The following is an 11,833-nucleotide window of genomic DNA, read 5'->3' as shown; positions in this document are numbered from 1 at the left end:
TATTAAAAACTCTGAAAGGGTAGGCATGGATCGACACGATGAAGCGGTCATGCAGTTGTTAACTGCCAATGGCGACACCTTTATTGCAGCGCAGTACGACGTCGCAGCTGGTTGGATGTGCCCCAGCTTCGTAGCGCTGCGGCCGGCCAAACGCCAGGTGTGGGTGGTGGAGGTCAGTGCATCGGGCTACCCACTGGGGCTGGTGGACAAGATCAATCAGCGTGTAGAGAAGTGGTATGCCCCTTTGCTCGAGCAGCTGCAGCGTCTGCAAGTTGTTGGGAGTGACTGGAGCATTGGCTTGCTGGTGTTTGTGCGCGATGACCAGGTCGAGTGGCTCAAAGGGCGTGCCAAAGATATGGTGGGCGTGCACGTGCTCAGTCTGGAAACAGCGAGCAGCCCTTGGGTCTGGGACAGTGTGGTGTGGACGGAAGATATGGACTTTGCGCAGGCAGAGATTCCTCGCAAAGACCAAGCTGCGCCACAGGCAGTAAAGCCTACGACGCATTAAACGCAGCGCAGCAAGCCTGGTGATGGGGTGTGCAGGTTGGAGTTGCTGCGGTCATTGCCTTGAATTTTGAATTCGTAATTTCTTATAGGGTTTATATGGAAATTATGATGAGAGGCTTGCTGCTGAGAAACGTAGCGCATTCTTCTCTTGAAAACTTTTGCTATGACCACCCTTGGAACCCCTCTGTCTCCCAATGCCACCAAAGTCATGCTGCTGGGCAGCGGCGAATTGGGCAAAGAAGTCTTGATTGCGCTGCAACGCCTGGGCGTGGAAACCATTGCGGTGGATCGCTACGACAACGCGCCGGGCCAGCAGGTGGCGCACCACGCGCGCACCATCACCATGAGCGACCCCGCCCAGCTCAAGGCGCTGATTGAGGACGTCAAGCCGGATTTGGTGGTGCCCGAGATTGAAGCGATTGCCACGCCGATGCTGGAAGAGCTGGAAGCCGCAGGCGTTATCACCTGCATCCCCACCGCACGCGCGGCGCGGCTGACGATGGACCGCGAAGGCATTCGCCGTCTGGCGGCTGAAACCCTGGGCCTGCCCACCAGCCCTTACCGCTTTTGCGACTCGCTGGCGCAGTTGCAAGCTGCGATTGACGGCAGTGATGGCCAGCCCGCCATTGGCTATCCCTGTGTGGTCAAGCCCGTGATGAGCAGCTCCGGCAAGGGGCAAAGCAAGATCGACAGCCTCGCCGATGTGGCAGCCGCCTGGGATTACGCCATGGCAGGTGGCCGTGTGGCCAAGGGGCGCGTGATTGTCGAAGGTTTTATCGACTTTGATTACGAAATCACCCAGCTGACCGTGCGCGCCAAGGGTGCTGATGGCCAGATCGAAACGCATTTCTGTGACCCCGTGGGCCACATTCAGCAAGCCGGTGACTATGTCGAAAGCTGGCAACCTCACCCCATGCACCCAGCGGCACTGGAAAAATCGTGCCAGATTGCCAAGGCCGTGACCGATGACCTGGGCGGGCTGGGCTTGTTTGGTGTGGAGCTGTTTGTGAAGGGCGAGCAAGTGTGGTTCAGCGAAGTCTCGCCGCGCCCGCACGACACGGGGCTGGTCACGCTGTGCACCCAGTGGCAAAGCGAGTTCGAGTTGCATGCCCGCGCCATTCTGGGCTTGCCTGTGGATGCCAGCTTGCGCAATCCCGGCGCCAGTGCTGTGATTTATGGCGGCCAGGATGCCGAGGGTCTGGTGTTCGATGGCGTGGACGAAGCGCTGGCGATTCCCGGCACCGATCTGCGCCTGTTTGGCAAGCCCGAGAGCTTTGTCAAGCGCCGCATGGGGGTGGCGCTGGCGCGTGCGGCGGATGTGGATACAGCACGCACCCAGGCTAAGTTGGCTGCCAGCAAGGTACATCCTCGAAAGCCTTAAAAAGTAGAGCTGCTAGCGCTTGATGCATAAGCGCTAGAGGCTAAAAAGTGCATGAAAAGTGCACGAATTGTTCGGGCATGCAAAAAGCCGCTGCTTCGGCGTGAAGCAGCGGCTTTTTGGAGTAAGAGAAGCGCGGCCTGCGTTTACGGGAAAGTCACGGTCTTGGGCGCAGGCGCAGGCTCTGCCGTGGTCTCGCGGGCGGCGGGTGCCGCCTGGTACAGCTTGTCCGCAGGCACCGGGGTGCCCATGCGCCAGCGGCGCACCACGCGCTGGAAGATCAGCGAGTTGGGGATTTGAATCATCGTGCCGGGCTCTGCCGCCGTGGCATCTTCCAGCGTGGTGTAGAGCAGGTTGATGTCGATCACGCGGCCCAGTGCGCCGGGTTTTTCGGCGGTGTCCAGCACTTCAATGTGATCGCCCACGCGGAAAGGGCCCACGGTGAAGATCAGGAAGGCGCAAAACAGGTTGGACAGCACGCTCCACGCGGCAAAAAAGGCTACGGCACCCACGGTGGCAAAGCCGGTAAAGGCCGACCACAGCACACTGGCGGAGACGCCCAGGCGCTCCAAAATCAGCAGCACCGAACCCGCAATGATGAGCCAGCGCACCACTGCATGGATGGGCATGAGCAGCTCATGTGGAAACTCATAGTGAGCGCTGGCGCGTTGGATGAGGCGTTTGAACAGGCGGTGCAGCAGCCAGGCGACCAGCACGATCAGCAAAATTTGCAGCAAGGGGATGGCAATCTCGATCCAGTCTTGCATCCAGGCGGGAAGGCGAGTGCGCAGGGTGGATAAACGGTCAATCAAGGTCACAAAAGCGGTTCCTTATTTTTCAAAGGCAATAAATAGAGAAGCCATAAAGGCGAAGGGCACCAGAAGGTGCCCGGACAGACAAATATGGCCCGAAGGCTAACGCATGCGCAATTGCTCAATGGTATCCATCTGCATTTCAAAGCTGAAAAAACGGTTTCTTCCTTCGGCTTTGGCGGCATACAGCGCATGGTCCGCACGCATGATGAGGCTTTCTTCGTCCGTATTTTCGTCGGGAATGCAGGTGGTAATACCGCCAGAAAGCGTGACAAAGGGTGAGGCGGCGCTTTGCGGATGTGCAATGGCGCGCTTGTGCAGCACGCTGCACAGTGCGCGGGCAAAGGTCATGGCGCCCGAGCGCGGGGTGTTGGGCAGCACCAGGGCAAATTCTTCACCGCCATAGCGCGTGGCGATATCGCGGGGGCGTACGCACACATCCCTGAGCAATCGGGCCACTTCACGCAGGCATTCATCGCCCGCCAGATGGCCCAGGTTGTCGTTGTAGCTTTTGAAGAAATCAATATCGCATAGCATCAAGGTCAGCGGCTGCTGCTCGCGCCGGGCAGCGTGGATTTCGGAGTGCAGCAGGCGCTCCAGGCCACGGCGGTTGGTCAAGCCCGTCAGCGCATCAATTTCCACCATGTGGTTCAGGCGCTGGTTGGCCAGGCGCAATTCGGCAGACATGCTGACCAAGCGGCGGCGCATATCCAGCAAACGCTGCATGGCGCGCAGTTTGGCCATCAGCACAATGGGTTTGACGGGTTTGACCAGGTAGTCATCGCCCCCGGATTCAATGCCTTGCCAGACATCCAGGTCGTTGTCCAAGCCCGAGAGGAAGATGATGGGTGTCCAGTCGCCGTTCTCGCTTTCGCGAATGCGGCGAGCCACCCAGTAGCCACTTTTGCCGGGCAGGCGAATGTCCAGCAGAACCAAGTCTGGCCGATGTTGCTGAAAGAGCGCGACCGCGCTTTCTGCATCGGCAGCCTGGATGACCTCGGTGACACCGCTGCGCTGCAGCTCATACGCCAAAGCCAAGCGCACGGAGTTTTGGTCATCGACCACCATGACCCGAATGTTTTGAATACCCTGACCTGCCAGGTGGGTGGTGCCGGAGGCAAGACCTTGGTCATCCAAGGCAGTGGTCGGGCGCTCGTCTGGGGAATGCATAAGATCCAGCGAAAAAACTGCGAAGAAGTACGCAGTTTGGCGAGGTTGCGCCGGAACACAAAGCAAAAAAAGGTGTACTCCGCCAAAACGGAGTACACCTGTGATCTGCTGCAGAGAAAGTGCGTTAGATATGTTCGCGGCGCAGGGCGGGGAACAGTATCACGTCGCGGATGCTGGCGCTGTCGGTCAGCAGCATCAGCAGGCGGTCAATGCCGATGCCGCAGCCGCCGGTGGGGGGCATGCCGTATTCCAGGGCGCGGACGAAGTCGTGGTCGAAGTACATGGCTTCGTCGTCGCCACCGTCCTTGGCTTCCACCTGGGCGTTGAAGCGCGCGGCCTGGTCTTCGGCGTCGTTCAGCTCGGAGAAGCCGTTGCCGAATTCACGGCCAGTGATGTACAGCTCAAAGCGCTCGGTCACTTCGGGGCGCTCGTCGTTGGCGCGCGCCAGCGGCGAGATTTCGGTGGGGTGCTCCATGATGAAGGTGGGGTTCCACAGCTTCTCTTCCACCACTTCCTCGAAGTACAGCACCTGCAGGCTGGCCAGCGAGCGGGTGGACAGCTTGTCCTTCTCTTCGTTCATCCCCAGCTTCTTGAGGGCATTGGTCAGCCAGTCGCGGTTGGCCACGTTGTCTCCGGCTTCGGTGTACTTGACGATGGCTTCAGGGATGGTCAGGCGCTCAAACGGCTTGGTCAGATCCACAGGCTTGCCGCCGTAGGTGCACTCCAGCGTGCCCACGGCCTTCATGGCGGCGTCGCGCACCAGCTGCTCGGTGTAGTCCATCAGGTCCTGGTAGTTCCAGTAGGCCGCGTAGAACTCCATCATGGTGAACTCGGGGTTGTGGCGTACCGAGATACCTTCGTTGCGGAAGTTGCGGTTGATTTCGAACACGCGCTCGAAACCGCCGACGATCAGGCGCTTCAAGTACAGCTCGGGCGCAATGCGCAGGTACATCTCCTGGTCCAGCGCATTGTGGTGCGTGACGAAGGGCTTGGCGTTGGCACCACCGGGGATGGGGTGCAGCATGGGCGTTTCGACTTCCAGGAAGCCGTGTTGCACCATGAAGTCGCGGATGCCGGCCACGGCCTTGCTGCGCGCCACGAAGCGCTTGCGGGCGTCTTCGTTCATCATCAGGTCGACGTAGCGCTGGCGCACCTTCTGCTCGGGGTCGGCCATGCCGTGGAACTTGTCGGGCATGGGGCGCAGGCTCTTGGTGAGCAGGCGGATGCGCGTGGCCTTGATCGACAACTCGCCGGTCTTGGTCTTCATCAGCTGGCCTTCGACGGCGATGATGTCGCCCAGGTCCCACTTCTTGAAGTCGGCGTAGACCTCCTCCCCCACGGCGTCGCGGGTGATGTAGGCCTGGATGCGGCCGGTGGCGTCTTGCACGGTGGCAAAGCTGGCCTTGCCCATAACGCGCTTGAGCATCATGCGGCCGCCCACCGAGACGGTGATGGCTTCGGCGTCCAGCGCCTCGGCTTCCTTGGCACCATGCGCTTCGACCAGCGGCAGGGCGCGGTCAGCGGGCTTGAAGTCGTTGGGGAAGGCCACGCCACCGTGGGCCTTGACGGACTCGCGCAAGGCTTTCAGTTTTTCGCGGCGCTCAGCAATCAGTTTGTTTTCGTCTTGGGGGGCAGCGACTTCTGCCTCGGGGGAGTTGTGTTGTTCAGACATGGATGAGCGCAGCGCAAAGGCTGGTAAGACTTGCCAAAACCGAGCATTTTAGTTTTTTTGCGCTGCTTCGGCATGCAGGCGCTGCAATCTCGGCACTTTCAGTGTGAAAGGCGGTGCTGTGCGCCGGACAATTGCTAAAAAGTGAGCTTTAAGCGCTTGTATTTAAAGCATTTGAGCACTGAAAGTGCCTGAAAACTAGATTCAATAAGCGCAGGCAGCTATGTTTTTGTAGGCTGCTGCGGCACGATGCCTGCGCTTTCAAGGGCATCGGTGATCAGCTCCAGGCGCAGCAAAGGGCTGTCCAGCTCTAGCAGTTGCAGCTGGAATTGCTCTGTCAGCGGCAATAATTCGCACCAGCGGTTGGCCACCCAGCCGCAATCTGCAAACTGTTGTTCCGTGGCCTGGTCCAAGTGCGGCTGCAACAGCTTGTGCAGCACATGGCGCAAAGCCGCTGCAGCGTGTTGCAAGTCTGCGGGGATGGGAGTGGTGATGTCGCTGGGCAGCAGTTGCACATCCGCCACCCACAAACCATTGGCGAGTTGGCGCGCCGTGGTGATGCGAAAGCGGTCTTGGCCTGCGCAGTGAATCAGCTCCAAGCCTGAGCTCAGTGTGGCCACCATATCAATATGCGCCAGAGTGCCAAGCGGGTAAAAGCGCTCTTCAGGGGCATGGCTGCGTTGCACTTCGCTGCCACTGAGCAGTGTGACCACACCAAATGGCGCACCTTGCTCACGGCAGCCGCGCACCATCATGCGATAACGTGGTTCAAACACCCGCAATGGCAATGCACCGCCCGGAAACAACACCGTGTGCAGCGGAAAAATGGGCAGAGAAACCAGTGTCAGCGCAGAAGTCATGGTCTATAGCAGCAGTACGCTTGGCTATGATGGGTTGCAGTGCATGAGGGTCAACGTAGGCTGAGGCCGCGCAGCCCTGCATGTGGGGCGTTTTTATTGACGTAGTGATTCAACCTTTTCGATCTCCATGATGGTTCAAATTCTTCAATTTCTGCTGGAGGTGGTTTGCGGCTTGGTGGCAGGCGCTTGCCTGCTGCGCCTGTACATGCAGGCACAGCGCATTCCCTTCAACAACCCCGTGGGCAAGCTGGTGTTTGCGCTGTCCGACTGGCTGGTGATGCCGCTGCGCAAGCTGGTGCCCAGCCGCACGCAGTACGACCTGTCCAGCTTGCTGGCCGCGATGCTGGTAATGCTGGTGCAGTACCTGCTGCTGTGGCTGCTGCTGGGCGCGGTCGGCAATCCGTTGATGGTGTTGGTGCTGGCCATCTTTGGCCTGCTGCGCATGGTGCTGACGGGGCTGATTGGTATCTTGATTGTGTATGCCATCTTGTCGTGGGTGCAGCCGCATTCGCCCATTGCAGGCATCCTGCACCGGCTGAGTGAGCCTGTGCTGCGCCCGCTGCGCAAACTGATTCCTCTGGTGGGCGGTGTTGATCTGTCGGCGCTGGTGGCCATCATTGCTTTGCAGGTGATGCAGATGATGCTCTCGCACATCCAGTTCAGCCTGCTCTCCGGCATGACGGCAGTGGCGTACTAAGGCGCGGTTTGGCGTATTCAGTCCTTGCTAGCTGGCTGTGCAGCCGTGGCAAGCGCAGGACGTAAAAAAGGCTCCTACCTAGGAGCCTTTTTTGTGGGGTGACGCACCACAAACAGTGCGCGGTTCTTAGTCTTGCACCACTGCGTCAGCAGGCAGACGCTGCAGCATGGCCAGGGTGCTGGCCACGGTATCGCGCAGCGCGCGGCGGTCGACGATCATGTCCACGGCGCCCTTGTCCTTCAGGAACTCGGAGCGCTGGAAGCCCTCGGGCAGCTTCACGCGCACCGTGGTTTCGATCACGCGGGGGCCGGCAAAGCCGATCAGCGCCTTGGGCTCGGCCATCACGATGTCGCCCACGAAGGCAAAGCCCGCGGAAACGCCACCCATGGTGGGGTCGGTCAGTACCGAGATGTAAGGCAGGCCCTTTTTGGCCAGACGGGTCAGCGCTGCATTGGTCTTGGCCATTTGCATCAGCGACAGCAAGCCTTCTTGCATGCGCGCACCACCCGTGGCGGTAAAGCACAGAAAGGGTACTTTTTGCTCGATCGCGGTTTCCACGCCGCGCACAAAGCGCTCGCCGACCACGGAGCCCATGGAGCCGCCCATGAAGTCAAATTCAAAGCAGGCGACGACCATCTCGATGCCCTTGACCGTGCCGCCCATGACCACCAGGGCATCGGTTTCCCCGGTGTTTTCCAGCGCTTCTTTCAGGCGCTGGGGGTATTTGCGGCTGTCTTGGAACTTCAGTGGGTCCACAGGAATGACTTCCTGACCAATTTCATAGCGGCCTTCGCCGTCCAGGAAATGGTTCAGACGGGCGCGCGCGCCAATACGGTGGTGGTGACCACAGGTGGGGCATACGTTCTGGTTGCTCTCCAGATCCGTCTTGTACAGCACCGTTTCGCAGCTAGGGCACTTGACCCACAGGCCTTCAGGAATCTGCTGTTGGCGATCCTTGGGTTCGGTTTGCTGAATTTTGGCAGGCAGGAGTTTTTCAAGCCAGGACATACGGTTTCCTCTTTAGGGCAATCTCACTTGGCACACATACAACGGATGTGGGCCAGGGGGCGCATTATGCATCCATCGTTTTGCGCACACCGCGCAAGAAATCAATGGCCAGTGGGACAATTTTTTCGTGGGGTTGATCTTCCAGCAATTGGATGATCTTGCTGCCAATGATGGCCGCATCCGCAATTTGGGCGACCGCATGGGCGGTTTGGCCGTCGCGAATGCCAAAGCCCACACCTACGGGGACGTGGATGTGCTGCTTGATGCGGGGCATCATCGCTGCCACAGCATCCACATCCAGTGCGTTGGAGCCGGTCACCCCCTTGAGCGAGACGTAGTAGACATAGCCGCTGGCGATGCGCGCCACTTGCTGGATGCGTTCATCGGTGCTGGTGGGGGCCAGCAGGAAGATCTGGTCCATGCCCTTGGCGCGCAGCTTGGCGGCAAACGCTTCAGACTCTTCAGGGGGGTAGTCCACCACTAATATGCCATCGACACCGGCTTCGGCGGCATCGTTGACGAAGGCGTCCGTGCCGTGTACCTGGTCGTAGCGCTCCACCGGGTTGGCATAGCCCATCAGCACCACGGGGGTGGTGTGGTTCTTCTGGCGGAACTCGCGCACGTAGGCCAGCACCTGCTTGAGGCCCACGCCATTGGCAATCGCGCGGTCACCGGCCTTCTGGATGACGGGGCCATCGGCCATGGGGTCCGAGAACGGCACCCCCAGCTCGATGATGTCTGAGCCTGCTTCCACCATGCCGTGCATCAGCGAGGGCGTGATGGCGGCAAACGGATAGCCAGCCGTCACGAAGGGGATGAGGGCCTTGCGGCCTTCCTGGTTCAGTTTTTCGAAAGTGGCAGCAATTCTGGATGGTTGTGGGCTCATGCAGCGGGCCCTCCCTTGACAGTCAGACCGCGCATCGATGGGCGGTCGTAAAAATCTACACCCGACAGATCGGCCACGGTGCCGATGTCCTTGTCCCCCCGGCCAGACAGGTTGACCAGGATGGATTGTTCGGGCTTCATGGTCTTGGCCAGCTTCATGGCATAGGCCACGGCATGGCTGGACTCCAGCGCAGGAATGATGCCCTCGACGCGGCACAGGTAGTGGAAGGCTTCCAGCGCTTCCTTGTCGGTGATGCCCACGTACTGCGCACGGCCGATCTCCTGCAGCCAGGCGTGCTCAGGCCCCACGCCGGGGTAGTCCAAGCCAGCGCTGATGGAATGGGTCTCCATGATCTGGCCGTTGTCGTCCTGCATGATGAAGGTGCGGTTGCCGTGCAGCACGCCCGCGCTGCCCTTTTGCAGCGAGGCCGAGTGCTTGCCGGTGTCCAGGCCTTCGCCCGCAGCTTCCACGCCAATCAGCTGGGTGTTCTCAAATGGGATGTAGGGGTAGAAGATGCCCATGGCGTTGGAGCCACCGCCCACGCAGGCAACGACCGCATCGGGCTGCTCGCCGGCCATCTTCAGTTCCTTGAAGATCTCGGGCATCTGCGTCAGGCACTCTTCGCCGATCACGCTCTGGAAATCGCGCACCATGGCGGGGTAGGGGGCCGGTCCGGCCACCGTGCCGATGATGTAGAAGGTGTTGTCCACGTTGGCCACCCAGTCGCGCATGGCTTCGTTCAGCGCGTCCTTGAGGGTCTTGGAGCCAGACTCCACCGGCACCACGGTGGCGCCCAGCAGCTTCATGCGGTAGACGTTGGGGCTTTGGCGCTTGACGTCCTCGGCCCCCATGTAGACCACACACTCCAGGCCATAGCGCGCGCAAATCGTTGCCGTGGCTACGCCGTGCTGGCCCGCACCGGTCTCGGCAATGATGCGAGGTTTGCCCATGCGCTTGGCGAGCATGGCTTGGCCGATCACGTTGTTGATCTTGTGCGCGCCGGTGTGATTCAGGTCTTCACGCTTCAGATAGATTTGCGCGCCGCCCATCTCTTTGGACATGCGGGCGGCGTGGTAGACCGGCGAAGGACGGCCGACGAAGTGCGCCAACTCAGAGCGGAATTCGGCAACGAACTCCGGGTCGTGCTGGTATTTGGCATAGGCATCGCGCAACTCCGCCAGGGCGTGGGTCAGGGTTTCGCTGGCAAAGCTGCCGCCATAGGGGCCAAAGTGGCCGTTTGCATCGGGGTAGGAATATTCAAACATCAGGATTAGGGGGCCAGTGGTGCATCGGCAGCACGCACGGCTGCAACGAAGCGTTGAATCTTTTCAGCATCCTTGATGCCCTTGAGCGTTTGGCCTTCGGGGCTGGTGGCTTCGACGCCGGAGCTGACATCAACTGCCAAAGACAGGCAGCGGGGTCGCACCTGGCGGATGCCATCGGTCACGTTTGCAGGCGTAAGTCCACCAGACAAAACGAGGTGAGCGCTGACGCTTGTTGGAAGGAGTGACCAATTGAATGCTTTGCCTGCACCACCGTAGCCGTCCACATGGGCGTCTAACAAAATGGCCTGGGCCTGAGAGTAATGATCGGCGTATTTTACGAGGTCAAAGCCCTTGGCGTCGTTACCTAGGGGAATGCGTGCAGCGCGCAGGAAACGGTGGCGCCCATTTTCGGTGGCCAGCGCGCAGCTTTCAGGGGTTTCGTCCCCATGAAACTGCAGCAATGCGTGCGGAATGGCGCGTACCGCAGCGCTGACTTCAGCGGCGCTGGCATTGACGAACAGCAGCACAGGCGTGACAAACGGTGGCAGCCGCTGCGCCAATTGGGTGGCGCGCTCCAAGCTCACGGCGCGCGGGCTGGGCGCGTAGAGCACAAAGCCCAAGGCGTCGACGCCCGCAGCCACGGCGGCATCGACATCGCATTCACGGGTCAGCCCGCAGACTTTGATGCGAGTGCGAGAAATAGGAGCTGTCAGCGCTTGTTCCATAAAGGTTTGATGCCAATTTGATGCTTAAGGGAGCCAGTCGAAACCGGGAACGCGATCCGGCAAATTCCATTCGCTACCGTAAACAGGGCCCATGAAATACAGGCCGTGGGGCGAGAAAGTGGGGGCTGCGGCATCCCGAGAGCGTGCTGCCAAGACCTGCTCCATCCACTCTGGCGCGTAAGAGCCATCCCCAATGGCCACCAAGCAGCCCATGATGTTGCGCACCATGTGGTGCAAGAAAGCACTGCCTTCAAACTCAAAGCGCCAGTAGCAGCACTCCATCTCCCGGTGCAGCGAGTCGGCCACGCTGCGGCGCGTGATGTCCAGCCGGTGCAAGGTTTTGACGGGGGACAGGGCTTGGCAGGCCGAAGCGCGGAACGACGAAAAATCGTGCTCACCAATCAGATACGCCGCAGCTTGGCGCATGGCGTCACCATTGAGCGCATTGAACACCCAGCCCACGCGGCCCGTTTCCACGCTGGGGCGCACGGGCGACTGCAGCAGCACATAAGCGTAGCGGCGCGAGGTGGCGCAGGCCCGGCTGTGAAACGCATCAGGTACAGCACGCGCCCATTGCACGGCAATATCGGGCGGTAAAAAACTGTTGGTGCCACGCACCCAGGCGCTTTCCGGGCGTTGCACTGCGGTGTCGAAGTGCACGACCTGCATGAGCCCGTGCACCCCAGAGTCCGTGCGGCCCGCGCACAAAGTGGAGATGCTATGCGTAGCAAAGCGGCCTAAGGCCGCTTCGAGTTTGTCTTGAACGGTGTTGCCGTTCGTTTGGCTTTGCCAGCCGTTGTAGGTCTGGCCGTTGTAACTTACCCCGAGGGCTATGCGCATGGCGGCTCCAGGGGAA

12 protein-coding genes are annotated in these 11,833 nt (G+C 60.2%); 3 read left to right on the top strand and 9 right to left on the bottom strand.

All coding sequences use genetic code 11. From position 1 onward, the window contains the following. Positions 1-25: 25 nt before the first annotated feature. Together QEP12_RS03365 and purT are read left to right on the top strand one after the other, a co-directional pair. Positions 26-508: a hypothetical protein gene (locus QEP12_RS03365; RefSeq protein WP_284213334.1), complete on the top strand. Its 483-nt coding sequence runs from the start codon at positions 26-28 to the stop codon at positions 506-508. Positions 509-670: 162 nt separating this feature from the next. Further along, positions 671-1,888, top strand: coding sequence for a formate-dependent phosphoribosylglycinamide formyltransferase (gene purT / locus QEP12_RS03360; protein WP_284213333.1), 1,218 nt, complete (start codon positions 671-673; stop codon positions 1,886-1,888). A gap of 143 nt (positions 1,889-2,031) precedes the next feature. On the opposite strand, the gene QEP12_RS03355 is transcribed toward purT, so the two are convergent. From QEP12_RS03355 to QEP12_RS03340, 4 genes are all read right to left on the bottom strand, one after another. Continuing rightward, positions 2,032-2,652 (bottom strand): mechanosensitive ion channel family protein, encoded by a 621-nt coding sequence (locus QEP12_RS03355; protein WP_284213457.1) that lies wholly within the window; start codon positions 2,650-2,652, stop codon positions 2,032-2,034. A gap of 147 nt (positions 2,653-2,799) precedes the next feature. After that, positions 2,800-3,765: a GGDEF domain-containing response regulator gene (locus QEP12_RS03350; RefSeq protein ID WP_246254195.1), complete on the bottom strand. Its 966-nt coding sequence runs from the start codon at positions 3,763-3,765 to the stop codon at positions 2,800-2,802. A 226-nt stretch (positions 3,766-3,991) separates the two neighbouring features. Further along, a complete protein-coding gene (lysS, locus tag QEP12_RS03345; RefSeq protein WP_174863040.1) occupies positions 3,992-5,539 on the bottom strand; it encodes a lysine--tRNA ligase in 1,548 nt (515 codons plus the stop codon). 218 nt (positions 5,540-5,757) lie between these two features. Continuing rightward, positions 5,758-6,396 carry an LON peptidase substrate-binding domain-containing protein gene (locus QEP12_RS03340; RefSeq protein ID WP_174863041.1) on the bottom strand — a complete coding sequence of 213 codons (639 nt, stop codon included), beginning with the start codon at positions 6,394-6,396 and terminating at the stop codon, positions 5,758-5,760. Between the two features lie 127 nt (positions 6,397-6,523). On the opposite strand from QEP12_RS03340, the gene QEP12_RS03335 reads away from it, so the two are divergent. Further along, positions 6,524-7,093: a YggT family protein gene (locus tag QEP12_RS03335; protein WP_174863042.1), complete on the top strand. Its 570-nt coding sequence runs from the start codon at positions 6,524-6,526 to the stop codon at positions 7,091-7,093. Positions 7,094-7,219: 126 nt separating this feature from the next. Here QEP12_RS03335 and accD read toward each other — a convergent pair whose 3' ends face one another. The 5 genes from accD to truA form a co-directional block, all read right to left on the bottom strand. After that, positions 7,220-8,101: an acetyl-CoA carboxylase, carboxyltransferase subunit beta gene (accD, locus tag QEP12_RS03330; protein WP_219163960.1), complete on the bottom strand. Its 882-nt coding sequence runs from the start codon at positions 8,099-8,101 to the stop codon at positions 7,220-7,222. Positions 8,102-8,165: 64 nt separating this feature from the next. Continuing rightward, positions 8,166-8,987 (bottom strand): tryptophan synthase subunit alpha, encoded by an 822-nt coding sequence (trpA, locus tag QEP12_RS03325; protein WP_174863044.1) that lies wholly within the window; start codon positions 8,985-8,987, stop codon positions 8,166-8,168. Continuing rightward, positions 8,984-10,252 (bottom strand): tryptophan synthase subunit beta, encoded by a 1,269-nt coding sequence (trpB, locus tag QEP12_RS03320; protein WP_284213332.1) that lies wholly within the window; start codon positions 10,250-10,252, stop codon positions 8,984-8,986. Before trpB ends, trpA begins: the two co-directional genes overlap by 4 nt. 5 nt (positions 10,253-10,257) lie before the next feature. Next, on the bottom strand, positions 10,258-10,977 hold the full coding sequence (locus QEP12_RS03315) for a phosphoribosylanthranilate isomerase (protein ID WP_174863045.1): 720 nt from the start codon (positions 10,975-10,977) through the stop codon (positions 10,258-10,260). A gap of 24 nt (positions 10,978-11,001) precedes the next feature. Then, positions 11,002-11,817, bottom strand: a complete 816-nt coding sequence (gene truA / locus QEP12_RS03310) for a tRNA pseudouridine(38-40) synthase TruA (RefSeq protein WP_219163962.1) — start codon at positions 11,815-11,817, stop codon at positions 11,002-11,004. Positions 11,818-11,833 lie beyond the last annotated feature (16 nt).

This window comes from Comamonas jiangduensis (assembly GCF_030162955.1).
In the GTDB taxonomy this organism is placed as follows: Bacteria; Pseudomonadota; Gammaproteobacteria; order Burkholderiales; family Burkholderiaceae_C; genus Comamonas; species Comamonas jiangduensis.
The sequence above is the reverse complement of the archived record's forward strand: the minus strand, read 5'-3'. Positions and strand labels throughout refer to the sequence as shown.

What these genes read in the sequence shown, in the direction of transcription:
- QEP12_RS03365 (WP_284213334.1), top strand. Translation starts at nt 26, where the DNA reads ATGGATCGACACGATGAAGCGGTCATGCAGTTGTTAACTGCCAATGGC.
- purT (WP_284213333.1), top strand. Translation starts at nt 671, where the DNA reads ATGACCACCCTTGGAACCCCTCTGTCTCCCAATGCCACCAAAGTCATG.
- QEP12_RS03355 (WP_284213457.1), bottom strand. Translation starts at nt 2,652, where the DNA reads ATGCAAGACTGGATCGAGATTGCCATCCCCTTGCTGCAAATTTTGCTG.
- QEP12_RS03350 (WP_246254195.1), bottom strand. Translation starts at nt 3,765, where the DNA reads ATGGTGGTCGATGACCAAAACTCCGTGCGCTTGGCTTTGGCGTATGAG.
- lysS (WP_174863040.1), bottom strand. Translation starts at nt 5,539, where the DNA reads ATGTCTGAACAACACAACTCCCCCGAGGCAGAAGTCGCTGCCCCCCAA.
- QEP12_RS03340 (WP_174863041.1), bottom strand. Translation starts at nt 6,396, where the DNA reads ATGACTTCTGCGCTGACACTGGTTTCTCTGCCCATTTTTCCGCTGCAC.
- QEP12_RS03335 (WP_174863042.1), top strand. Translation starts at nt 6,524, where the DNA reads ATGATGGTTCAAATTCTTCAATTTCTGCTGGAGGTGGTTTGCGGCTTG.
- accD (WP_219163960.1), bottom strand. Translation starts at nt 8,101, where the DNA reads ATGTCCTGGCTTGAAAAACTCCTGCCTGCCAAAATTCAGCAAACCGAA.
- trpA (WP_174863044.1), bottom strand. Translation starts at nt 8,987, where the DNA reads ATGAGCCCACAACCATCCAGAATTGCTGCCACTTTCGAAAAACTGAAC.
- trpB (WP_284213332.1), bottom strand. Translation starts at nt 10,252, where the DNA reads ATGTTTGAATATTCCTACCCCGATGCAAACGGCCACTTTGGCCCCTAT.
- QEP12_RS03315 (WP_174863045.1), bottom strand. Translation starts at nt 10,977, where the DNA reads ATGGAACAAGCGCTGACAGCTCCTATTTCTCGCACTCGCATCAAAGTC.
- truA (WP_219163962.1), bottom strand. Translation starts at nt 11,817, where the DNA reads ATGCGCATAGCCCTCGGGGTAAGTTACAACGGCCAGACCTACAACGGC.